The organism is Streptosporangium sp. NPDC020072, from assembly GCF_040631445.1.
In the GTDB taxonomy this organism is placed as follows: Bacteria; Actinomycetota; Actinomycetes; order Streptosporangiales; family Streptosporangiaceae; genus Streptosporangium.
This window is the reverse complement of record NZ_JBEYAB010000012.1, coordinates 255,103-276,535: the sequence shown is the minus strand read 5'-3', so window position 1 is coordinate 276,535 and position 21,433 is coordinate 255,103. Positions and strand designations below refer to the sequence as shown.

The window sequence follows — 21,433 nt, the reverse complement described above, 5'->3', positions numbered from 1 at the left end:
GCTGTCGCGCGACGCACTCTCGCGCGGCAGCCGTCTCGTGTTTATCGGGTGATTTCAGTCTCATTCCGGACACCACGCACGTCTCGAAATACGGACCCCGAGCGGGATCGCGCGGCGGGCTCAGTACGCTGTTCAGGTGGCTGACATCGTGATTCCCTCTGACATCAAGCCCGCCGACGGCCGTTTCGGCTGCGGGCCCTCGAAGGTACGACCTGAGCAGCTGGCGGCTCTGGCCGCCTCCGGTTCCACCCTGATGGGCACCTCCCACCGGCAGAAGCCCGTCAAGTCGCTCGTCGGGCGCGTGCGTGCGGGCCTGCGGGAGCTGTTCTCCCTCCCCGAGGGGTACGAGGTCGTCCTCGGCAACGGCGGCACCACCGCGTTCTGGGACATCGCCGCCTTCGGGCTCGTCCGTGAGAGGTCGCAGCACCTGCACTTCGGCGAGTTCTCCTCCAAGTTCGCCTCCGTCGTGGCGAAGGCCCCGTGGCTGGGCGACCCGACCGTGATCAAGTCCGAGGTGGGCAGCCACCCCGAGGCCCGTCTCGAAGAGGGCGTGGACGTCTACGCGCTCACCCACAACGAGACCTCGACCGGCGTCGCGATGCCGATCAAGCGGGTCGGCGAGGAGGGCTCGCTGGTCCTGGTCGACGCCACCTCCGGCGCGGGCGGCCTGCCCGTCGAGGCGAGCGAGTTCGACGTCTACTACTTCGCCCCGCAGAAGAGCTTCGCCTCCGACGGCGGTCTGTGGCTCGCCCTGATGTCCCCGGCCGCGCTGGCCAGGGTCGAGGAGATCTCCGGCAGCGGCCGGTACGTCCCCGAGTTCTTCAGCCTGCCGACGGCGATCGACAACTCCGTCAAGGACCAGACCTACAACACCCCGGCGGTGGCCACGCTGTTCCTGCTGGCCGACCAGCTTGAGTGGATGAACGGCAACGGCGGCCTGGCCTGGACCACCGCCCGCACCGCCGACTCGGCCCAGCGGCTCTACACGTGGGCGGAGAAGACCTCCTACACCTCGCCGTTCGCCGCTCCCGAGTTCCGCTCGAACGTGGTGGGCACCATCGACTTCTCCGCCGAGGTCGACGCCGCCGAGGTCGCCAAGGTCCTGCGCGCCAACGGCATCGTGGACACCGAGCCCTACCGCAAGCTCGGCCGCAACCAGCTGCGCATCGCGATGTTCCCGGCCATCGACCCCGACGACGTCGAGGCGCTGACCAAGTGCATCGACCACGTGGTCGAGCGGCTCTAGCCCTTCTCTGAGCCTGTCCGGTGAGGGAAGGGCGACGTCCTTCCCTCACCGGAGGCCCTGGTGACCACGCGGACACCCGTGGAGCCCGGAGGCCGGGCCCCTTTCGGGGCGCGCCGGGAAACGGGCTCCCAGCGCCCTCTCAGCTCCGTCCCGGGCCCTCAGGTTCCGGCGGCTCGGGAATCCTGTGAAAGGCGCGGCCGGAGGCCGGATCCGGCGGGCGACAGCGTCACGCTGACCTCCAGGCCTCCGCCTGAGCGGGCGCGGGCGACGACCACGCCGCGGTGGGCGGCGACGATGGAACGGACGATCGACAGCCCCAGACCGGCTCCCTCCCTGGGGCCGGACCTCGCCTCGCCGAACCGGACGAAAGGCTCGAACAGCTCGTTGACCTTGTCCGGGGGGATGTCCTGGCCGGTGTTGCCGACCGTCAGGTCGCCCGACGCCGTGACGCTCACCTCGACCACACCGCCGGGACGGTTGTAGCGGATCGCGTTCTGCACCAGGTTCATGAGGAGCTGCGTGATGAGGACCCGGTCGCCGGAGATCTCGACCGGCGCGGCCCTCAGCTCCGTGCGCACACCGGCCGCGGCGGCGACGTCGGTGTACTGGGCCAGGACCTCCCCCGCGACCTCGTGGAGCGGGATGGGCTCTCTGCGTGCCAGGCCCCGGTCGCTCTGCGCCATGAGCAGCAGTCCCTCGATCAGCCGCTCGCTGCGTTCGTTGATGGTCAGCAGTTCCCGTCTGGCCCGGACCACCTTCTCCGACATCGGCCCGGCCAGCCCCAGCTGGAGCACCGTGCGCTGGACGGCCAGCGGGGTCCTCAGCTCGTGGGAGGCGTTGGCGACGAAACGACGCTGACTGTCGGCGGCCTGTTCGATCCTGGCGAGCATGTCGTCGAAGGTGTCGGCGAGCCTCTTGAGCTCGTCGTCCGGTCCCCTGAGTTCGATGCGCTCGTGCAGGTTGTCCAGGCAGAGGCGCCGCGCGGTCTCCGCGATCTGGTTGAGCGGCCTGAGCATCCTGCCCGCCAGCCACCAGCCGATGAGCGCGGCCATGACGACCAGTACGGCCAGGCAGGCGGCGGACGTGGTGAACAGCTGGTGCAGCAGTTCGTGGCGGGCCTGCGCCAGCCGCCTGTCGACGGCCTCGGTCGTGTAGGACCTGGCCATGGAGACGATGACGTCCACCGACTCGCCCGGCGACCTCGCGGTCGGCTTGTTGGTGAAGGAGATCACCTTGACCTTGGAGTCGACGCTCCGTGCCAGCAGGAAGTAGACGACGAGGACGACGACCGTCCCCGCGGCGAGGATGAGCCCGCCCTGTACCGCGGCGAGCCTGACCCTGACCGGCAGGCCGCGCCACCGCGCGGGCGCCCGGCGCGAGGCCGCCACGGCTCAGATCCGGTATCCGATGCCCAGCACGGTCTCGATCACCGGCGGGTCTCCCAGCTTGGCCCTGAGCTTGGCCATCACGACGCGGACGGCGCTGGTGAAGGGGTCGGCGTTCTCGTCCCACGCCCGTTCGAGCAGCTCCTCGGCGCTGACGACCCGTCCCTGAGCCGACATCAGCACCTCCAGGACGGCGAACTCCTTGGGGGACAGCGCCAGCGGGACCCCGTCACGGGAGGCCCGCAGCCGTGAGGTGTCCAGCGTGAGACCGCCGCACCGCAGCACCGGGGGCAGCGCCGTACCGGTCCGCCTGCCGAGCGCCGACACCCTGGCGAGCAGCTCGGAGTAGTCGAACGGCTTGGGCAGGTAGTCGTCGGCGCCCAGGCTGAAACCCTGGAGCCGGTCGCGGACACCGCCCGCCGCGGTGAGCATCAGCACCCTGGTCCTGCCGCCCTCCCTGGTGAGCTCCTCGCACACCTGGTCACCGGAGACCCCCGGAAGGCCCCGGTCGAGGATCACCACGTCGTAGTCGGAACGGGCGAGCCTTCTCAGCGCGTCGGTCCCGTCGTAGGCGACGTCGACCGTCATGTTCTCTCCGCGCAGCCCGTCGGCGACGTAGTCGGCCAGCACACGCTCGTCCTCGACCATCAGCACGCGCATGGCACGCCTCTCCTCAGGTGGGTGTGTCGCCACAGTAGGGCGACGTGGATAAAGCCGATGTTTCCGATGACGGAAACGTCAGCCGAACACCCCCGTCTGTAGACCTGTGGAGCACGGCGCCGCCGTTCACGGCCGCGCCGTACCACGGAAGACGGAAGGTCGAAAAAGCCATGAGAACTCCCCGGCTCGGCGGAGCCGTGACGATCGCCGCCGCACTGGTCCTGACGGGCTGCGGCACCACAGACTCCGGCCGGAACGCGCAGACCGGTACGAGCACGCCGAACGCCCAGGACCAGGGGGTCGCCTACGCGCGATGCATGCGGGAGAACGGGGTGAAGATGCCCGACCCCGACCCCGACCGGCCCGGGGCCGTCATCATCCCCAAACCGGGGAACACCGCCGCCCTGCAGGCCGCGATGAAGGCGTGCCGGCAGTACCTGCCCGTCAAGGCACAGGAGAAGATGGGCGGTTCCGAGGACATGGACCGGATGGTCGCGATCGCCCGGTGCCTGCGGGGCAAGGGCGTCGACGCGCCGGATCCCCAGCCAGGTCAGGGGCTCACCATCCGCGACCGGCTCAACGACCCCGAGGTACAGCAGGCGCTGCTGGCCTGCCGGAAGTCGTCCTCCGGCGGCGCGGGATGAGGGACCCCTCCTCCGACGACTCCCCCGGCGACGGCACCGCGCCCGGACCCGCCGCGAAGCGGCACCCCCGGCGCCGTCGCCGCCTGCTGTGGGCCGCCGCCGGTCTCGCGGTCGCCGTGGCCGCGACCGTCGTGGTCGTGACGCGGCCGCCGTCCCCCACCCCGGCGCCACGGGAGGCGGCCGTGACCACCGCCCCGGTGGTCCGCACCGACCTCGCCGACCACGAGGAGATCGACGGGACGCTGGGCTACTCCGGCACCTACCTCGTCTCGGCCAGTGGAGGCACCCTCACCTGGCTGCCCCCCACCGGACGGACCGTACGCCGGGGGCAGCGGGTGTACGGCGTGAACGGGCACTCCGTGCCGCTCTTCTACGGGGCGACACCGCTGTGGCGCCCGCTGCGGCAGGGGATGCGCGACGGGCAGGACATCGCCGTCCTGGAGAGAAACCTGGTGGCGCTGGGCCACGGGCAGGACGTCACGGTCGACAGGCACTTCGGCTACGCCACCTGGCGTGCCGTCCGGCGCTGGCAGCGTCACCTCGGCGTCGAACAGACCGGGGTGGTCAACCCCGGCGACGCCGTCGTCGCCCCGGAGGCCCTGCGGATCGCCGCCGTGCCCGGCGTCTCGGGCGGCACCGCCGGCGGGGTCGTCGTCAGGGCCACCGGAACCCGGCAGGTCGTCAACGTCGATCTCCCGGTGAACCGGCGGCAGCTGGCCGTCAGGAACGCCAAGGTGAGCGTCGACCTGCCGGACGGGCGGACCGTGCCGGGACGCGTCCGGCGGGTGAGCGCGGTGGCCACCGCCCCGCCGGGCTCCGCCCAGGACCGACAGCCCGGTCAGGCCACTGGCGACGCGACCGTCCCCGTCGAGGTGGTCCTCACCGGGCGTAAGGCCACCGGCGGGCTGGACGGCGCCCCGGTGACCGTGAGCTTCACCAGCCGGGTGGACCGGAACGTGCTCGCCGTACCCGTGGCCGCGCTGCTCGCCCGGAGCAAGGACTCCTACGCGGTCCGCGTCGTCGACGCGTCCGGCGCCGGACACGACGTCCCGGTACGGCTCGGCTCCTTCGCCCTCGGGCTGGTCGAGGTCAGCGGCCCCGGGATCGCCGAGGGCGCGCGCGTCGAGGTGCCGTCGTCATGACCGCCGTGATCACCGCTGAGAGGGTGTCCAAAACCTACCCGGGCGGGGTGGCGGCGGTGCGTGAGGTGTCGCTGTCGGTGCGTCGCGGGGAGCTGCTGGCCGTCGTCGGCCCTTCGGGTTCCGGCAAGTCGAGCCTGCTGCACATCCTGGGGGCACTCGAACTGCCCGACAGCGGAACCGTCCGGATGTTCGGGCACGACCTGGCGACCCTCCGCGACCGGCAGATCTCCGCGGTCAGGGCGAGCTGGATCGGCTTCGTCTTCCAGCGGTTCTTCCTCACACCGCACCTCAGCGCGGTCGACAACGTGGCCACCGGACTGCTCTACCAGGGCGTGTCCGCCGGGACCCGCGCCCGGCGCGCCACCGCGGCCCTTGAGCGCGTCGGCCTGGGCCACCGGCTCGGCCACCGGCCGCACGAGCTGTCCGGCGGTGAACGGCAGCGGGTCGCGGTCGCCCGCGCCCTCGTCGCCGGTCCCGCGGTCGTCTTCGCCGACGAACCGACCGGCAACCTCGACTCCGCCTCGGGCGCGGGCGTGCTGAGCCTGCTCCGCGAACTGCACGCCGACGGCACCACGATCGTCATCGTCACCCACGACCTGGAGATCGCCCGCAGCCTGCCGCGCCGGGTGGAGATCCTCGACGGCCGGATCAACTACGACGGGAAGGGCTCATGAGCTCCGTACCGCTTCCTCCTTCGGCTCGGCTCTCCGCCGCCGTCGTCTTGCGGGTGTCGCTGGTGGGGTTGCGCGGACGGCCGTTGCGGGCGGCCCTCTCCGCGCTCGGCATCGCCATCGGCGTCGCCGCCATGGTCGCCGTGCTGGGCATCGGCGCGGCCAGCAGGCAGCAGTTGCTGGACCAGATCCGGACGCTGGGGACCGACATGCTCACCGTCCACCCCGGCCAGAGCCTGTTCGGGGAGAACGCCAGGCTGCCGGTGGAGTCGGTGGGCATGGTCGCCCGCGTCCCCTCGGTCCGGTCGGTCACCGCGGTCGGCGCCGTGGAGAACGGCACGGTGCGCCGTACCGACAAGATCCCGGAAGCCGACACCGGCGGGATCGCGGTGGCCGCGACCAGGCTCAACCTGCTCACCACGCTGGGGGGATCCGTACGTTCGGGAGTCTTCCTCAACTCCGCGACCGAGATGTATCCGGCCACGGTGCTGGGCTCGGTCGCCGCAGGCAGGCTCGGGGTAGGACAACCCGGCGCCCAGGTCTATCTCGCCGGGCACTGGTTCACCGTCATCGGCGTCCTGGACTCCCTGCCGCTCAACCCCGAGATCGACCGGTCGGCCCTGGTCGGCTGGCCGGTCGCCGAGGGACTCCTGGGGTTCGACGGCCACCCGACCACCCTGTACGAGCGCTCCGACGAGGAGGCCGTCACGGCGGTCAGGGAGGTGCTCGCCTCCGCGGTGAACCCGCGCGACCCCGAGGAGGTCCAGGTCAGCCGCCCCTCGGACGCCCTGACCGCCCAGCTCGCCGCCGCCTCGACCTTCAACTCGCTGTTTCTCGGCCTGGGCGCGGTCGCCCTGCTGGTCGGTGGCGTCGGGGTGGCCAACACCATGGTCATCTCCGTGCTCGAACGCCGTCAGGAGATCGGGCTCCGCCGCGCCCTCGGCGCCAACCGGGGTCAGATCCGGTTGCAGTTCCTGGCCGAGTCGGTCGTGCTGTCCCTCCTCGGCGGTCTGTCCGGCGTCCTGCTCGGCGTCCTCGTCACGCTGGGTTACGCGGCGTCCCGTGGCTGGCCGCTGGTCCTGCCCGTCCAGGCCCTGGCGGGCGGGGTCGTCGCCTCGACGCTGATCGGCGCGGTCGCGGGCCTCTATCCGGCGCGCAGGGCGGCCCGGCTCACCCCGACCCAGGCGCTCGCCACCGGATGACCCGGCTTGAGACCAGTGCCCGGGAAAGGGGCCCCGGTCAGAACTCGTCGGCGCCGGTGACCTGGGCGACGACGAAGACGTGCCGGGAGGCGGCGCAGATCGTCTCCAGCACGTGGACCGGGGTGTCGTCGTCTCCGTAGCTCGCGCGCAGCACCTGCACGATCCACTCGCCGGGGTCGAGTTCCAGGGTCACGGCCTCGAAGCCGCTCGGCGGGCGGGCCACCAGGTGCTCCTCCGCGTGGCCGAAGCGGTGGCCGAGGGCCTCGATGCCCGCCTGGAGCGTGGGCCGTACGAAGTCGGGGTCGCACAGCGGGGTGCCGCCGAACAGGTCGAGCCTGAAGTAGCTCGTGGCGATCCGCACCGGGACGTCACCGGCCAGCAGCAGCTTCCTGCGGGCCAGGACGTCGGTGCCCGGCTCGACGCGCAGCGCCGCCGCGACGTCACCGGAGGCCGGTTCCTCAGCGACGCCCAGCATGCGGCGACCCGGGGTGATCCCCTGCGCGGCGGCCTCGGTCATGAAGAGCGAGGCCGAGCCGCGTACGGCGGGCTGGGTCGGCAGCGAGCGCCGCACCACCACGCGGGGCGTCCTGTGGCCCGTGGCGCCGCTTTCCCGGCTCGGGTCCGCTGTCTCCTGAGATCCCACTGAAAGCTCCTCCACGGCGTTCCTGGCACCGGCTGAGGCCGTCCCCCGACCCTAGTGGAGTGTCAGTAGGCGGGCAGCGTCCGCCGTCTGCGGCGCAGTGCCCAGGCCGCCAGGACGCCGCCGACCAGCCCGAACAGGTGCCCCTGCCAGGAGATGCCCGCCTCCCCCGGCAGCACGCCCCAGATGATCGAGTAGTACGCCACGGCGACGCCGACCGCGATGACGATGTCGAGGACGCTCCGGTCGAACAGGCCCCTGGCCACCACGAAGCCGAAGTAGCCGAAGACGAGCCCGCTCGCCCCGACCGTGACCACGTACGGCGAGCTGGTGAACCAGACGCCGAGGCCGCTGACCACGATGATGATCAGGCTGGCGAGCAGGAACCTGCCGATCCCGCGCAGCGCGGCGAGGAAGCCGAGGATCAGCAGGGGCAGCGAGTTGGCCATGAGGTGGCCGAACCCCGCGTGCAGGAACGGCGCCAGGAGGATGCCGCCCAGTCCCTCGACGTCCCACGACCTGATGCCGTAGGCGTCGAACTCCCCGGGCAGGACGTAGTCGGCGACCTCGATCGCCCACATGCCGCCGACCAGGAGGATGACGAGGATCGCGGCTCCGGCCGCGCCCGCCGCCAGCTCACCCGCCCCGCGTCTGAGCCGCTCACCGGCCGGGCGTTCCGCCGGGGGAAATCGGTCGTCCATGCACTCTCCTGGCCTTCGGGAGCGGTCGCCACGCCCTTCCACCGTACGCACTCCAGGCGGGAAGTGCGCCGGGCGCGACGTACGGCCGTGCCCGGCGTCTCGAACGGGACTACTCGCCCTTCCAGACCGGGGCGCGCTTCTCGGCGAAGGCCGCCGCGCCCTCCTGCGCGTCCTTCGACGCGAACACCGGGTCGATGATCTCCGCCTGCCTGGCGAACATCTCCCCCGCGCTCCAGTCGGCGGACTCGACGATCACCCGCTTGGTCGCGGCGAGCGACAGCGGGGCGTTGGCCGCGATCCGCCCGGCCAGCTCGACCGCCCTGGTCAGCGCCTCGCCCTCGGGCGTGACGTGGTTGACCAGGCCGACCTCGCTCAGCCGTGCGGCGGGGAAGTGGTCGCCGGTCAGGGCGATCTCCATCGCGACGTGGTAGGGGATGCGCCGCGGCAGCCGCATCACGCCCCCGGCCGCCGCGACCAGGCCACGCTTGGGCTCGGGCAGGCCGAAGACGGCCTTCTCCGAGGCCACGATGATGTCGCAGGCCAGCGCGAGCTCGAAGCCTCCGGCCAGGGCGTAGCCCTCGACGGCGGCGACGATCGGCTTCCTCGGCGGCGCCTCGACGATGCCGCCGAAGCCCCTGCCCTCAAGGAAGGGCAGGTCTCCCTTGAGGAAGCCCTTCAGGTCCATGCCCGCGCAGAAGGTGCCGCCCGCCCCGGTCAGCACGTAGACCGAGACGTCCGCGCGTTCCTCGAACTCGTCGAGCACCGCGGCGATCCCCCTGGCGACCGCGCCGTTGATCGCGTTCCTGGCCTGGGGGCGGTTGATCGTGATGACCGCGACGCCGTCGCCGACCTCGGCGAGTACCTCATCAGACACCGGTTGACTCCTCTGGGCCGGGAACTACTTGGGCTGGAAACGGATGCCGCCGTCGAACCGGACGGTCTCGGCGTTCATGTAGTCGTTCTCGATCAGGGAGCGCACCAGGTGGGCGAACTCCTCCGGCCTGCCCATGCGCTTGGGGAAGACGACGGGGGCCACGAGCCTGGCCTTGAACTCCTCGGCGTTGTCGTTGAAGGCGTAGATCGGGGTGTCGATGATGCCGGGGCAGATCGTGTTGACGCGGATGCCGACGGGCGACAGGTCTCGCGCGGCGGGCAGGGTCATGCCGACGATGCCGCCCTTGGAGGCCGAGTAGGCCACCTGGCCCGTCTGGCCTTCGAGGGCCGCGACGGAGGCGGTGTTGACGATCACGCCGCGCTGGCCGTCCTCGTCGACCGGGTCGGTCTTGGCGATGGCGGCGGCGCCGATGCGCAGGAGGTTGAAGGTGCCGATCAGGTTGACCTCGATGACCTTGCGGTAGGAGGCCAGGTCGTGCGGTGAGCCGTCCCGGTTGACCGTACGGCCCGCCCAGCCGATGCCCGCGCTGTTGACCACGACGCGCAGCGGCCTGCCGGTCGCGACCGCCGCGTCGACCGCCGCCTGCACCTGCTGCTCGTCGGAGACGTCGGTCTTGACGAAGACTCCGCCGATCTCCTCGGCGGCGAGCTTGCCGCGCTCCTCGTTGAGGTCGGCGACGACCACGGTGGCGCCGTGCGCGGCGAGATGACGGGCCGTGGCCTCACCGAGGCCGCTGGCACCGCCTGAGATGACTGCTGCTGCTCCGTTCAGGTCCATGAGCGGACTCTAACGCGGATACCGAATGAAGTTCTATCAGGGGTGCCCGTTGGATCTCAGCCCTCGCCGACCGCGGTGACCACGTCGGGATAGACCTTGATGCGGCGGTCGAGGCCGGTGGTGCGCAGAATCCTGGCCACCGGCGCCTGCGGGGCCGCGAGGCTGACGCCGCCCCCCTCGCCCGTGGCCAGCCGCCAGGCCTCGATGAGCACGGACAGGCCGCTTGAGTCCATGAACGACAGCGCGGTGAGGTCGAGGATCAGCCGGGACCCGTCGAGCTTGATCGCATCGCGAACCTCGTCTCGCAGAAAGGGGGCGGTGAACAGATCGAGTTCGCCCTCGACGGCCACCACCACGGCGTCACCGACGGCGCGGCGAGCCAGCCGTAGCTTCATCAGTCCTCCTCGCCCATGAGGCAGACCCACTTTACTTCGCCATCACCGTATGTGAGGTCCCGCGACTCTATGATCATTCGCACCGGGCGGAGGAAGAACCGCAAACGCCACACATCACCCTCACCCCGTTCCGCTTCCCCGTCAATGGAGCCACGGCCCAGCCACGGCGCCCCCGCCGATTTATACCGGAAAAATCACGAATAACGTGGGACAAAGATCATATAAACCGCTATCACAGCGAATCGATACACATGTCGACGATCATGGAGAATGCTCCGCTCGCGGGAGGGCGAAGCCGTACGGCAGTTCGAGACGGTGGGCGGCGAGCAGGTCGGAGTCGGCGAGGATCTTCGCGGTCGGCCCGTCGGCGGCGATCACGCCGCCGGACAGGACGAGCGCCCGTTCACACAGCTCCAGGGCGTACGGCAGGTCGTGGGTGACCATCAGCACGGTCACGTCCAGCCCCCTGAGGATCTCGGCCAGCTCGCGCCTTGAGGCCGGGTCCAGGTTCGACGACGGCTCGTCCAGCACCAGGATCTCCGGCTCCATCGCGAGCACGGTCGCCACCGCGACCCGGCGGCGCTGACCGAAGGACAGGTGGTGCGGCGGCCTGTCGATCGCCTCCAGCATGCCGACGCGGTCGAGGGCCTCCTCGACCCGGCGCCGTAGCTCCGGCCCCCTGAGGCCGAGATTGGCCGGGCCGAAGGCGACGTCCTCCCGCACCGTCGGCATGAACAGCTGGTCGTCGGGGTCCTGGAAGACGAGCCCGACCCGCCTGCGGATCTCCTTGAGCGACTCCTTGCCGACCGGCAGCCCGGCGACCGTCACCGTGCCGTGCCCCGGGGTCAGGATGCCGTTGAGGTGCATCACCAGCGTGGTCTTGCCCGCGCCGTTCGGGCCGAGCAACGCGACCCGCTCCCCGCGCGCGATCTCGAAGTCGACGCCGAACAACGCCTGGGTGCCGTCCGGATAGGCGTACGCCAGGCGGCGCACCTCCAGCGAGGCGGTCATCACAGGCCTCCGTTCACGAGTGTCGTGCCGAGCAGCACCACGAGCGCCGCGCCCGGCAACATACCCGCCGTGAGCCACTGACGCGAGGAGGCGGACAGGTCCTGGATGACCGGCATCGAACCGGTGTAGCCCCGGCTGAGCATCGCCAGGTGCACCCGTTCCCCGCGCTCGTAGGAGCGGATGAACAGCGCCCCCGCCGATTTGGCGACCGCCGGGATGTGCCGGACGTCCCTGGCCGTGAAGCCCCGCGACTCCCTGGCCACCCGCATCCGGCGCATCTCGTCCACGATCACGTCCATGTAGCGGAGCATGAACATGGCGATCTGCACCAGCAGCGGCGGCAGCCGCAGCCGCTGGGCGCCGAGCAGCATCAGTCTCGGTTCGGTCGTCGCCGCCAGCAGCACGCTGGCGACCACCCCGAGCGTGGCCTTGGCCAGGATGTTCCAGGCCGCCCAGAGCCCCTCGACGCTGAGTGTGACCCCCAGGAACGGCACCCGTTCGCCGAACCCGATGAACGGCAGCGCCACCGCGAACACCACGAACGGCAGCTCGATCATCATCCGCCGCAGCACGAAGCCCGGCGGGACCCGGGCGGCGGACGCGACCACGCCGAGCAGGACCGCGTAGATCCCGAAGGCCCACAGCCACTCACGCGGGGTCGCCACGACCACCAGCGCGAAGGACGCGACCGCCGCCAGCTTGCACTGGGGTGGCAGCCGGTGGACGAGGGTGTCCCCCGGCCGGTAGAGCTGGTGGCTGTGGCCCGCCCCCACTACGCGGTGACCTCGTCCTTCGCCGAGTCGTCGCGGGTCTCGCCCTGGTTGCGGCGCCGTACCGCGAAGAACAGGCCGCCGCCGACGGCGAGGGTCACCCCGACGCCGACCAGGCCGGCGACGCCGACCGGGATGCCGCCGACCTCGCCGTAGTCGGCCAGCGGCTGGTCACCGAGGGCGTGGTCCCCGGCCTGGCCGCTGAAGCCCTTGTCCTCGGCGACCCGCTCAAGGCCGTCGGGCGAGGAGGAGGCGTAGAAGCTGACGATCCCCGCCAGCAGCGCCGCGACCAGGACGCCCGCGGGCAGGAACCAGCCGATGCGGCGCGGGGCCGCCGCCCTGGGGGCCGTGTCCACCGTGGTGGCCGCGCCGTCGGCGCCCCTGAGCACCAGGGGCGCGGCCAGCCCGCGCGCGCCGTGGACCAGGTCGGGCCTGACCGCGAGCACGGTGCTGACGGTGACCGCGGTGATCAGACCCTCGCCGATGCCGATGAGCACGTGCACGCCGCCCATGGCCATGGCGACCGTGCCGACCTCGATGGGCGCGGTGCCGCCGATCCAGAACAGCAGCGCGAAGGAGACCGCCGAGACCGGCACCGAGACCAGCGCCGCGACGAAGGCGCCCGCGACCACCGTGCCCTTCCCGCGCGCCCTGCTCGTGACCAGGCGGAAGACGGCCCAGCCCGCCAGGACGGCGACGATGCCCATGAGGGTGATGTTCACCCCGAGCGCGGTCAGGCCGCCGTCGGCGAAGAAGAAACCCTGTACCAGCAGGACGACGGCCACGCACAACACCGCCGTGTACGGCCCGACGAGTATCGCCGCGAGCGTGCCGCCGAGCAGGTGCCCGCTGGTGCCCGCCGCGACCGGGAAGTTGAGCATCTGGACGGCGAAGATGAAGGCGGCGACCAGACCCGCCATGGGCGCGGTCTTGTCGTCGAGCTCCTTACGGGCCCCCCGCAGACAGATCCCCACACCGGCGGCCGCGACGGCCCCGGCCGAAATCGACACGGCTGCGTTGAAGAAGCCATCGGGTACGTGCACGGCAAGCCTCCGGGGATGCGAAATCCTCCTTACTTTAAGCCATGGGCTTGCACTTGCAAGAGAGTGGCATTAGCGGAGGACGCGGCGGGCGAACGACCTCGGGGTGAACGTCCGCACGACCGCGCTCAGCCGCCCCTTGCCCGTGGTCGCGTAGGGCCTGACGCTGCGTCTGACCAGCCCGCGCCACCAGGTGCGCGGCGGCGCGACGATCTCGGCGGGCGCCTCGACCCTGAACCGCGCGGGCGGTCCGCCCAGGTCGAGTTCCAGGTAGGCGTCCCAGGTGCCGGGTCCCAGTCTGCCGAGTGCCTGCCGCATGGCGAACGTCCCCCCCTCCTCGACCTCGACCGGCTCGCGCCACTCCTTCCCCGACCACCGCTCCCGCCACACCAGGTGCCGTACGGCCCGCGTCCCCGGCGCCGCCGAGCCGACGCTGACCCGCCCGTCGAGCGCCAGCCGGTTCCCGGCCGTCCAGCGGGTCCCGGTCAGCCGGACGCGGCCCGGCACCCGCACCACGTGTCCGCCGACGTCGAGGCTGAGGTTGCCGTGCGACCTGGTGAAGTACGGCAGGGCGACGACACCGCCGATCATCCGGGGGGCGGGCCGGGTGACCGGCTCGTCCCGGTCGGCGCCGAGCCGTACCAGACGGGTGACGCCCTCGCACTCGACGTTCAGATAGACGTCCCAGACCCCGGAGGACAGCGTGGTGACGTCCACGACGGCGCTGAAGCCCTCGTGGTCGCCGCCGACCGGGAACACCCGCTCGACCGGACGCCCCCGGTCACCCTCCACCGCGCCGCCGCGCAGCCGCAGCACCAGGTCGAGGCCGCCCGCGACGAGGTCGGGGCCCCCGTCCCGTTCGAGGGCGTCCAGCGCGACCCGGCCCGTGACGACCAGCCCGTCCCGCGGGTCCCAGTCCAGGCCGGTCAGCCGCCTGCGAACCACGGCCGACTCGATGTGCGCGAGCCGTACCAGGCGGTCGACGTCCTGGAGGGCGGCGACGCGGCCCCGGTCGATGGGGTTGAGGCGTTCGCGGACGCCGTCGGTCAGCCACCGCTCGCACATGTCGGCGACCTCGGCGGCGATCTGCCTGCGCGTCTCCTCCCCGGCGTCGAGGAAGGGCCTGCCGAGGTTGCTCAGCGCGTCCATCCTGAAGTGCCGCCCGAGCAGGTGGTCGCGCAGCGCCCCGGGACGCACGTGGCCGACCATCAACTCGACCGACTTCTTGATCATCCGAATCCAGGCGACCGGGTCGCGGCTGCCCGGCTGCTGCATGATGCTGCTGCCGTCCGGCCTGGCGACCAGGTGGTAGCAGTCGTAGTCGGCGACGACGGAGATCACCTCCGCGTGGCAGTAGGCGTGGGTGGTGAAGAACACGTCCTCCCCGACCAGCAGCGTCTCGTCGAAGCGGATGCCGTACCGCTCGATCATCTCCCTGCGGAAGAGCTTGAAGCAGCTCAGGCTGTTGTAGACGCGGCTCTCCTCCAGCGTGACCCGCTCGGCGTTCTCCCGGAACATCGAGACGGGGGCCCTGCGGTCGTGCCCGACGATCTTTCCGAGCACCATGTCCGAGCCGTTGCGCTCGGCCATCGCGAGCATCCGTTCGAGCGCCTCGGGGCCGAGGTAGTCGTCGGCGTCGCAGAAGAACACGTACTTGCCCCTGGCCAGGGCCAGGCCGACGTTGCGGGGACGGCCCGCGCCGCCGGAGCGCTCCACGCGGACGACCCGCACGACCCCCCGGTGGTGGGCGGCGTAGAGGTCGAGCAGTTCGGCGCCGCCGTCGGTCGAGCCGTCGTCGACGACGATGATCTCCCTGTTGACCCGCTGCACCAGCAGCGAGGTCAGGCACCTGTCGAGATAGGGGCGGCAGTTGTGGACCGGGACGATGACGCTGACGTCGATGTCGGGGTGCTGCGTCTCCTCCCGCGCGGCCCAGCGCCCGGGCCCCGCGGCCTCGTCTCCGGCCGCCCGCTCACCGCTTCCCGCACGGACCGCTCGAATGATCGTCCCCGTCACCGCTGTGCCCCCCGTCGGTTACTCAACGTCACGCAGCGTTCCAGTATGTGACGATGGGCCGCGCGTGTGGGGCGGATCCGGTTTCTTGGCCCTCTCCGCCTTCGCCCGGCCTCGCCGTGCCTGGTGAAAACCCCCTTTTTCTTACGGCTTCGCACGGCTTGGCGTTTCGCGCGTCTTGTCGTCTTGTCGCCCTTTGGTACCTCCGGCCCGTCACCCTGTGTCGTCGCGCCGGAGCCTCCCGAGTTCCTCGACCGCCGCCAGCGCCGTCCGCCACGGCTTGGAACCGTTCCAGGCCTCGTTCGCCGGGTCGAGGAGCACGCGCACCCCCTCGGCGCGCAGCGTCTCGACACCGCGCAGGAACGGCAGGCGGGAGGCGAGGGCCGCGTTGACGAAGGGCACGACGACCACCGGGACGCCCAGGCCGGGGGCCTCGGCGAGCAGGCCGAGCGCGTAGGTGTCGGCGATCCCCTGGGCGAACTTGTTGACGGTGTTGTAGGTGGCCGGGGCCACGACGATCGCGTCGGCCCTGGGCGGCTTGGGCTCGTCCGGCCTGCGGTAGCGACTTTTGACGGGACGCCCGGTCAGCTCCTCGAAGGCGGCGACGTCGAAGAAGCCCAGCGCCGAGGGGGTGGCGACGACCTGGACCTCCCATCCCTCATCGAGGGCCGCCGCGACCAGGTCCTGTGCCGTGGGGGCCGCTCCGGCCGCGCAGACGATCACGTAGAGGACGCCCTTGGGCGCCGGGGGACGGTTCATGGAACAAGTCTCGGACACCCGGAAACAGCCTTGGAGCCGGGACGGCTATCGACATCTCACCCAAAATCACGAAAAATCCGTATGTTTCCGTGTGACTTGCCCGGGAATTTCCATGCCGTTCCGTTATGAGAAGAAACCCGTGTGACCCGTGGGACGTCTTTTCCAACAGGAGGGCACATGGCAGCACTCGACGATCTTGTGGACGCGGACCTCCTTCTGGAGCTGCTCCTCGTCGAGGCGTTGCACGTCGAGGCCGAGCGCCTCGCGGCCGGCCGAAGGACCGGCCCCGACTCCGGCGAGGGGAGCCGGGGCCTCGGGTCCACGCCGCGCCGCCCGCGGGGTCAGTGAAGGTGGATCATCCCCCGGGCGGCCATCTCCTCGATGTACCTCGCCCAGTCACGTGTGATCTTGTTCTCGAAGTCGGCGTGCACCGCCTCACGCTCCCGCGCGGTCAGGTGCTCCCGCTCTCCTCCGGGGTAGGTCACCGTCGCCCCCTCCGGTGAGCCGTCCAGCAGGAACAGGTAGCCGCGCCTGCTGACCTCCAGGAACATGCCGAACGTCGGCAGCTCCTGGATCTCGCGCAGCGCCGCCTCCCAGTCCACCTCGACCCCCTGCCAGCTGTTGTCCCGTTCGGCCAGCCACCGGGTGAGGTCGCTGAACCAGACACCTCTGCGGCCGGGGTTCTCCTTGACGTGGAAGTGGGCCACCGCGAAGACCCCTTCCGCGTTCTCCGAGACCTGGCTCCTGGGGACGAGCGGCGGCGCGACGACGTAGGCGGCCTCCGCGGTCGCGGCGTCCTGCCGGGAGTCGGGCCAGGGCAACGCGAAGATGAGCCAGTACGCGGGTTCCTGGAGCTTTCTCAGTTCCTGCGAGGTTGGAGAGGTCATATGCGGTTTCTCCTTTGGGGGCTGAGATCACCGTACTGATCGAACCCTCAGTAACCCGGAGAACCACCAAAAAACCACCGTGTTAACGGGTGAGGGCCGCCAATTCCCTCAGGACAACCGGCCAAGCCTCGCTTTCCGGGTCAATAACCACAAAATGCCCGGCGCCGGGAATCCGTACCAGCGAGGCCTCGGGGTGGACGGCGATGTAGGACTCGGAGACCTCGACGGGCACGCGCTCGTCGTCGGTGCCGTGCACGAGCGTCACCCGCCCGGCGCCGGGGCGCAGCCGTACCGGATCGAGGTCGGGGCGCTCGTCCGGCGGACGGCCGAGGAAGTCGGCGACCGCGCCCTCGTCGAGGTCGAGCCGGTGCGCGAGCCGCAGGTCGGCCACCGGGGCCAGGGCGAGGACCGCGGCCTCCCCCGGGCTCGCGAGCAGGGCCAGGTGGCCGCCTGCCGAGTGACCGGCGACCACCATGGGACCGGACGCGGGACCGAGCGCGGCGAGCGCGGCACGGACGTCCTCGACCGCCGCGTCCGGACGGCCCGGCTCGCGGCGGTACTCGACCGCGGCGACGTTCCAGCCCGCCTCGCGCAGCGCGTTCGCCATCGGACGCAGGTGGACCCGGTCGTACTCGGGACGCCAGAACCCGCCGTGGACCAGCACGACCGTCGGCCCCGGCCCGTGCCACAGGTCGCTCACCTGGTCGGGGGCCGGGCCGTACGCGACGGTCTCGTCAGGACCGGGCGCGTGCCTCCCGAAGACCGACCTGTCCTCGCTCACGACGACCTCACGACGGCCTCATGACGGCCTCACGACCTGCGCCTGAGCCCGGCCAGGCCCGCGACGACCGCCCCGGCCAGTACGGCCGCCGCCCCGGCGAGCAGCCGCTGCTGGGCGCGCACCCGGCGCCTGACCTGGGCGTAGGGCACCGTGGAGAAGGAGACCAGCTCGTACCGGGACACGTAGCGGCCGGGCAGCGCCCGCTCCAGCCGGTGCTCGACCCCCTTGACCAGCCGGAACACCGGAGAGGCGACCTTGTCGCGCATCTCGATGAAGTTGTCCAGGGCCATCTCGGCGATCGCGTCGGCGTTCTCCTTGCGCCGCCGCTCGAACAGCGGCAGGGCACTGGACCAGGAACCGCCGGTCTCGTCGAGACACTGGTCGAGCACGACCACGTCCTCGAAGCCGCAGTTGGCTCCCTGGCCGTAGAACGGCACGATCGCGTGCGCCGCGTCACCGATCAGGCCGACCCTGCCGTCCGACTGCCAGGGCGCGCAGCGGACCGTGCCGAGCAGGCCGACCGGGTTGTGCGTGTAGTCGTCGACCAGGGTCGGCGCCAGCGGCACCACGTCCGGGTAGTTGGCGCGGAAGTGACGTTCGACGGCCGCCGGGCTGCTCAGCGAGGCGAAGCTCCCGGTGCCGCCGGTCGGCCAGAACATCGTGCAGGTGAAGGACCGGTCGGGGTTGGGCAGCGCGATCATCATGGACGTGCCGCGCGGCCAGATGTGCAGCGCGCCCGGGTCCAGCGCGAACTCCCCGTCGACCGCGGGGATCGTCAGCTCCTTGTAGCCGTAGTCGAGGAAGTCCAGGCTCTCCTCGATGTCCCGGTGCGCGAGCAGCTGCCCCCGTACGGCGGAGCCCGCCCCGTCCGCGCCGAGCACGACGTCGGCGACCGTCTCGACCGGCCCGTCGGCCGTCTCGAAGGTCATCGCCCCGGTCGCCGGGTCGAGCCCGGTCAGCCGGTGGCCGAAGAAGACCTTCACCCCGGGGGCGGCCTCCGCGGCGTCCAGCAGCGTGTTGTTGAGCGCTCCCCGGCTGATCGAGTTGATCGCCATCTCGCCGTCGTGGCTGTAGGGCTGGAAGTCGAGCGGGCCGCTCACCGGGTGGATCATCCGGCCGCGCATCGGCAGCGCGTCGGCCATGACCCGCTCCTCAAGGCCGATCCTGCGCAGGGCGTCCCGGCCGCGCTCGGAGATGGCCAGGTTGATCGACCGGCCGCGCTCCGGCTTACCGGTACGCGGGTCGGGGCGGCGCTCGTAGACGGTCACGTCGAGGCCGCGACGGGCCAGATAACAGGCGAGCAGGCAGCCGGTGAGTCCGGCGCCGACGACGGCAACGGTCACGACTCCTCCTGGACACAGTCGGCCAGCGCGACGGCGGCGCGCCAGCAGTCGTGGTAGGTCGAGTAGAGCGGGGTCGGCGCCATCCGGACGATGTCCGGCTCACGGGCGTCGGTGACGACCCCGTGCTCCCGGCGCAGCCGCCAGGCCAGCTCCGCGGCGCTGCCGCTCCCGATCCGCAGGGAGAGCTGGCAGCCCCGGCGCCCCGGCTCGCGCGGGGTGACCACGCTGAGCGGCCGGGAGGGGACGACCACGTCGAGCAGGCTCTCCAGGTATCCGGTGAGCCGCACGCTCCGGGCCCGCAGCTCGGCCATCCCGACCTGGTCGAACAGTTCGAGCGAGGTGCGCACCGGGCCCATGGCGTAGATCGGCGGGTTGGAGATCTGCCAGGCGTCGGCGGTCGCGGGCGGCCGGGAGACCGGGGCCATCTGGAATCGGGTCTCCTGCTCGGTGCTCCACCAGCCCTCGAAGCGCGGCAGCGTGGGGTCGCCCAGGTGCCGCTGGTGGACGAAGACGCCGCCGAGGGCGCCGGGCCCGGAGTTGAGGTACTTGTAGGAGCACCAGGCGGCGAAGTCCGGCCCCCACTCGTGCAGGCTCAGCGGAACGTTCCCTGCGGCGTGCGCCAGGTCCCAGCCCACGACCGCCCCGGCCGCGTGCCCGGCCGCGGTGATCGCGGGGATGTCCATCAGCTCGCCGGTCAGGTAGTTCACCCCGCCGAGCATCACCAGCGCGACCGTCTCGCCCTCCCTGGCCAGGAAGTCGAGGACCTGCCGCCCGTCGCGGAGCCGTACCACCGTGGTCTCCGGGTCGAGGCCGTGGAAACGGGCCTGGCTGCGCACCGCGTAACTGTCCGAGGGGAAGGCCGTGTCCTCGATGACGATCTTGGTGCGTCGCCCCCCGGGCCGGTAGAACGACACCATCAGCAGGTGCAGGTTGACCGTCAGCGAGTTCATCACCACGGTCTCCTCGGGCAGCGCGCCGACCAGACGGGCGGCGGGCTCGGTGAGCAGCTCGTGGTAGGGCAGCCAGGGGCGCTCGGCCTCCATGTGACCCTCGACGCCGAGTCTCGCCCAGGCCTCCAGGTCGGCGAGCAGCTCCGTCCTGGTCGCCCTCGGCTGCAGGCCGAGTGAGTTGCCCGCCAGGTAGGCGCTCTCCGGGTAGTCCCCGCCCTCCGCCGGCGGGACGAGGAAGAGGTCCCGGTTGCCGGGATCCTCCGCGTCGCGCCGCAGCGCCTCCTCCTGCATCTCCTGGATCGACAGGCCGGTTCTCAACGAGTGGGTCATACGTCTCTCTCTTCACACGTGGGCTGCGAACCGGCCGCGGCGAGGTGCGGGCCGCTGGTTCCCCCATGATGACGGCGTACAGCGGGGCAAAGGAATGCCATATCAACGGGTGTATCTGGATATAGGTGCTGATTGGTGCTTACATTGCGGCTTTCACCTTCCGAATGGAAGGGCACCGTACGAGATGGCATCCTGATGCGGTGATCCGCCCAAGGCCGTCCCTCCCTCCGCCCCCTCCCACGGCCTCCTCCGGGATCACCCCCGCGACCGTCTCCGGAACCGATCTCCCGACGGCCTCCGGGGTCTCGCCCGTGGCTCCCTCGCCCCTCACCGAGCTGTGCGACCCCCGCCTCGCCGGGGCCGGTGTACGGCTGCTCCTCAAACGTGATGATCTAATCCACCCCGATCTTCCGGGCAACAAGTGGCGCAAGCTCCGATACAACCTGACACGGGCCGCCGAACTGGGGCACGACACGCTGCTGACCTTCGGGGGCGCCTACTCCAACCACCTGCGGGCCGTCGCCGCGGCCGGTGCCCGCTTCGGGTTCCGGACCGTCGGGGTCGTGCGCGGGGAGGAGCACCTGCCGCTCAACGAGGTCCTGGCCTTCGCCGTCGGGCGCGGGATGCGGCTGACCTACCTCGACCGCACCACCTACCGGGTCAAGCACACCGCCCCCGTCGTCGAGGCGTTGCGGGAACGGTTCGGCCGGTTCTACCTGCTGCCCGAGGGCGGCAGCAACGCGCAGGCCGTACACGGCTGTGCCGAACTGCCCGGGGAGATCGCCGTGCCGTACGACGTCGTCTGCTGCCCGGTCGGCACCGGCGGCACGCTCGCGGGCATCGCCGCAGGCCTGGAGCCCGGACGGCGGGCGCTCGGCGTCTCGGTGCTGCGCGGCGGAGGGTTCCTCACCGAGGAGGTCACCCGCCTGCAGACCGAGGCGTACGGCCATGCCTCCGGCAACTGGTCGATCGCCCTCGACTTCCACTCGGGCGGCTACGCCAGGAGCGACGCCGCCCTCGACGCGTTCGTCACCGACTTCACCGCCCGGCACGGCCTGCGCCTGGACCGGATATACGTGGCCAAGATGATGCGGGCGATCTTCACGATGACCGAGGACGGCGTCTTCCCGCCCGGCACGGTGCTCGTCGCCGTCATCACCGGCCCCATGACCCCTCCCCCCGGCTGACCCG

Annotated in this window: 23 protein-coding genes; 7 read left to right on the top strand and 16 right to left on the bottom strand. The window is 71.3% G+C overall.

Translation table 11 applies throughout. From position 1 onward, the window contains the following. Positions 1-136: 136 nt before the first annotated feature. Positions 137-1,246, top strand: a complete 1,110-nt coding sequence (serC, locus tag ABZ470_RS28575) for a phosphoserine transaminase (protein WP_362915210.1) — start codon at positions 137-139, stop codon at positions 1,244-1,246. Between the two features lie 158 nt (positions 1,247-1,404). Here serC and ABZ470_RS28570 read toward each other — a convergent pair whose 3' ends face one another. Then, a complete protein-coding gene (locus ABZ470_RS28570; protein ID WP_362915208.1) occupies positions 1,405-2,634 on the bottom strand; it encodes a HAMP domain-containing sensor histidine kinase in 1,230 nt (409 codons plus the stop codon). 3 nt (positions 2,635-2,637) lie between these two features. Continuing rightward, positions 2,638-3,291: a response regulator transcription factor gene (locus ABZ470_RS28565; protein WP_362915206.1), complete on the bottom strand. Its 654-nt coding sequence runs from the start codon at positions 3,289-3,291 to the stop codon at positions 2,638-2,640. A 170-nt stretch (positions 3,292-3,461) separates the two neighbouring features. Here ABZ470_RS28565 and ABZ470_RS28560 point away from each other — a divergent pair, with 170 nt between their 5' ends. Genes ABZ470_RS28560 through ABZ470_RS28545 form a run of 4 tightly spaced genes read left to right on the top strand, consistent with a single transcriptional unit; the run spans position 3,462 to position 6,950 of the window. Further along, on the top strand, positions 3,462-3,935 hold the full coding sequence (locus ABZ470_RS28560; RefSeq protein ID WP_362915204.1) for a hypothetical protein: 474 nt from the start codon (positions 3,462-3,464) through the stop codon (positions 3,933-3,935). Next, complete coding sequence (locus ABZ470_RS28555) at positions 3,932-5,077, top strand: peptidoglycan-binding protein (RefSeq protein WP_362915202.1); 1,146 nt, start codon at positions 3,932-3,934, stop codon at positions 5,075-5,077. The genes ABZ470_RS28560 and ABZ470_RS28555 overlap by 4 nt, the downstream gene beginning before the upstream one ends. Continuing rightward, positions 5,074-5,751: an ABC transporter ATP-binding protein gene (locus tag ABZ470_RS28550; RefSeq protein ID WP_362915200.1), complete on the top strand. Its 678-nt coding sequence runs from the start codon at positions 5,074-5,076 to the stop codon at positions 5,749-5,751. The genes ABZ470_RS28555 and ABZ470_RS28550 overlap by 4 nt, the downstream gene beginning before the upstream one ends. Further along, a complete protein-coding gene (locus ABZ470_RS28545) occupies positions 5,748-6,950 on the top strand; it encodes an ABC transporter permease (protein ID WP_362915198.1) in 1,203 nt (400 codons plus the stop codon). The genes ABZ470_RS28550 and ABZ470_RS28545 overlap by 4 nt, the downstream gene beginning before the upstream one ends. Positions 6,951-6,987: 37 nt before the next feature. Here the strand turns inward: ABZ470_RS28545 and ABZ470_RS28540 are convergent, their stop codons facing one another. From ABZ470_RS28540 to ABZ470_RS28495, 10 genes are all read right to left on the bottom strand, one after another. Further along, on the bottom strand, positions 6,988-7,593 hold the full coding sequence (locus ABZ470_RS28540; RefSeq protein ID WP_362915196.1) for a UTRA domain-containing protein: 606 nt from the start codon (positions 7,591-7,593) through the stop codon (positions 6,988-6,990). Positions 7,594-7,655: 62 nt separating this feature from the next. After that, positions 7,656-8,291 (bottom strand): rhomboid family intramembrane serine protease, encoded by a 636-nt coding sequence (locus tag ABZ470_RS28535; RefSeq protein WP_352014700.1) that lies wholly within the window; start codon positions 8,289-8,291, stop codon positions 7,656-7,658. A gap of 109 nt (positions 8,292-8,400) precedes the next feature. Further along, a complete protein-coding gene (locus ABZ470_RS28530; RefSeq protein ID WP_352014699.1) occupies positions 8,401-9,165 on the bottom strand; it encodes a crotonase/enoyl-CoA hydratase family protein in 765 nt (254 codons plus the stop codon). Positions 9,166-9,189: 24 nt separating this feature from the next. After that, positions 9,190-9,963 carry an SDR family NAD(P)-dependent oxidoreductase gene (locus ABZ470_RS28525; RefSeq protein ID WP_362915194.1) on the bottom strand — a complete coding sequence of 258 codons (774 nt, stop codon included), beginning with the start codon at positions 9,961-9,963 and terminating at the stop codon, positions 9,190-9,192. A gap of 56 nt (positions 9,964-10,019) precedes the next feature. Next, entirely contained in the window at positions 10,020-10,358 is a 339-nt protein-coding gene (locus ABZ470_RS28520; RefSeq protein WP_352014697.1) for an STAS domain-containing protein, read from the bottom strand. A gap of 261 nt (positions 10,359-10,619) precedes the next feature. Further along, positions 10,620-11,369, bottom strand: coding sequence for an ABC transporter ATP-binding protein (locus ABZ470_RS28515; RefSeq protein WP_352014696.1), 750 nt, complete (start codon positions 11,367-11,369; stop codon positions 10,620-10,622). Then, positions 11,369-12,142, bottom strand: coding sequence for a cobalt ECF transporter T component CbiQ (cbiQ, locus tag ABZ470_RS28510; protein WP_362915192.1), 774 nt, complete (start codon positions 12,140-12,142; stop codon positions 11,369-11,371). The genes ABZ470_RS28515 and cbiQ overlap by 1 nt, the downstream gene beginning before the upstream one ends. After that, positions 12,142-13,182: an energy-coupling factor ABC transporter permease gene (locus tag ABZ470_RS28505; RefSeq protein WP_362915190.1), complete on the bottom strand. Its 1,041-nt coding sequence runs from the start codon at positions 13,180-13,182 to the stop codon at positions 12,142-12,144. Before ABZ470_RS28505 ends, cbiQ begins: the two co-directional genes overlap by 1 nt. A 69-nt stretch (positions 13,183-13,251) precedes the next feature. Further along, positions 13,252-15,195, bottom strand: coding sequence for a glycosyltransferase family A protein (locus ABZ470_RS28500; protein ID WP_352014693.1), 1,944 nt, complete (start codon positions 15,193-15,195; stop codon positions 13,252-13,254). Positions 15,196-15,405: 210 nt separating this feature from the next. Then, entirely contained in the window at positions 15,406-15,951 is a 546-nt protein-coding gene (locus tag ABZ470_RS28495) for a flavoprotein (protein ID WP_362915188.1), read from the bottom strand. A 177-nt stretch (positions 15,952-16,128) separates the two neighbouring features. Here ABZ470_RS28495 and ABZ470_RS28490 point away from each other — a divergent pair, with 177 nt between their 5' ends. Further along, positions 16,129-16,299: a hypothetical protein gene (locus ABZ470_RS28490; RefSeq protein ID WP_362915186.1), complete on the top strand. Its 171-nt coding sequence runs from the start codon at positions 16,129-16,131 to the stop codon at positions 16,297-16,299. Here ABZ470_RS28490 and ABZ470_RS28485 read toward each other — a convergent pair. The 4 genes from ABZ470_RS28485 to kynU all read right to left on the bottom strand — a co-directional run bounded on the left by ABZ470_RS28485 (position 16,293) and on the right by kynU (position 20,242). Beyond that, positions 16,293-16,838: a hypothetical protein gene (locus tag ABZ470_RS28485; RefSeq protein WP_362915184.1), complete on the bottom strand. Its 546-nt coding sequence runs from the start codon at positions 16,836-16,838 to the stop codon at positions 16,293-16,295. The genes ABZ470_RS28490 and ABZ470_RS28485 overlap by 7 nt on opposite strands. A gap of 82 nt (positions 16,839-16,920) precedes the next feature. Then, positions 16,921-17,619: an alpha/beta hydrolase gene (locus ABZ470_RS28480; protein ID WP_362915182.1), complete on the bottom strand. Its 699-nt coding sequence runs from the start codon at positions 17,617-17,619 to the stop codon at positions 16,921-16,923. Between the two features lie 29 nt (positions 17,620-17,648). Next, positions 17,649-18,962, bottom strand: coding sequence for an NAD(P)/FAD-dependent oxidoreductase (locus ABZ470_RS28475; RefSeq protein WP_352014688.1), 1,314 nt, complete (start codon positions 18,960-18,962; stop codon positions 17,649-17,651). Then, positions 18,959-20,242 carry a kynureninase gene (gene kynU / locus ABZ470_RS28470; RefSeq protein ID WP_352014687.1) on the bottom strand — a complete coding sequence of 428 codons (1,284 nt, stop codon included), beginning with the start codon at positions 20,240-20,242 and terminating at the stop codon, positions 18,959-18,961. Before kynU ends, ABZ470_RS28475 begins: the two co-directional genes overlap by 4 nt. Before the next feature lie 311 nt (positions 20,243-20,553). On the opposite strand from kynU, the gene ABZ470_RS28465 reads away from it, so the two are divergent. Then, the gene (locus ABZ470_RS28465; RefSeq protein WP_362915180.1) at positions 20,554-21,429 is read left to right on the top strand and encodes a pyridoxal-phosphate dependent enzyme; all 876 of its coding nucleotides are present in this window, start codon (positions 20,554-20,556) and stop codon (positions 21,427-21,429) included. Positions 21,430-21,433: the final 4 nt, after the last annotated feature.

Coding starts and splice junctions, on each gene's coding strand:
- ABZ470_RS28565 (WP_362915206.1), bottom strand. CDS start 3,291: ATGCGCGTGCTGATGGTCGAGGACGAGCGTGTGCTGGCCGACTACGTC.
- ABZ470_RS28560 (WP_362915204.1), top strand. CDS start 3,462: ATGAGAACTCCCCGGCTCGGCGGAGCCGTGACGATCGCCGCCGCACTG.
- ABZ470_RS28555 (WP_362915202.1), top strand. CDS start 3,932: ATGAGGGACCCCTCCTCCGACGACTCCCCCGGCGACGGCACCGCGCCC.
- ABZ470_RS28550 (WP_362915200.1), top strand. CDS start 5,074: ATGACCGCCGTGATCACCGCTGAGAGGGTGTCCAAAACCTACCCGGGC.
- ABZ470_RS28545 (WP_362915198.1), top strand. CDS start 5,748: ATGAGCTCCGTACCGCTTCCTCCTTCGGCTCGGCTCTCCGCCGCCGTC.
- ABZ470_RS28535 (WP_352014700.1), bottom strand. CDS start 8,291: ATGGACGACCGATTTCCCCCGGCGGAACGCCCGGCCGGTGAGCGGCTC.
- ABZ470_RS28525 (WP_362915194.1), bottom strand. CDS start 9,963: ATGGACCTGAACGGAGCAGCAGCAGTCATCTCAGGCGGTGCCAGCGGC.
- ABZ470_RS28520 (WP_352014697.1), bottom strand. CDS start 10,358: ATGAAGCTACGGCTGGCTCGCCGCGCCGTCGGTGACGCCGTGGTGGTG.
- ABZ470_RS28515 (WP_352014696.1), bottom strand. CDS start 11,369: ATGACCGCCTCGCTGGAGGTGCGCCGCCTGGCGTACGCCTATCCGGAC.
- ABZ470_RS28495 (WP_362915188.1), bottom strand. CDS start 15,951: ATGAACCGTCCCCCGGCGCCCAAGGGCGTCCTCTACGTGATCGTCTGC.
- ABZ470_RS28490 (WP_362915186.1), top strand. CDS start 16,129: ATGGCAGCACTCGACGATCTTGTGGACGCGGACCTCCTTCTGGAGCTG.
- ABZ470_RS28485 (WP_362915184.1), bottom strand. CDS start 16,838: ATGACCTCTCCAACCTCGCAGGAACTGAGAAAGCTCCAGGAACCCGCG.
- kynU (WP_352014687.1), bottom strand. CDS start 20,242: ATGACCCACTCGTTGAGAACCGGCCTGTCGATCCAGGAGATGCAGGAG.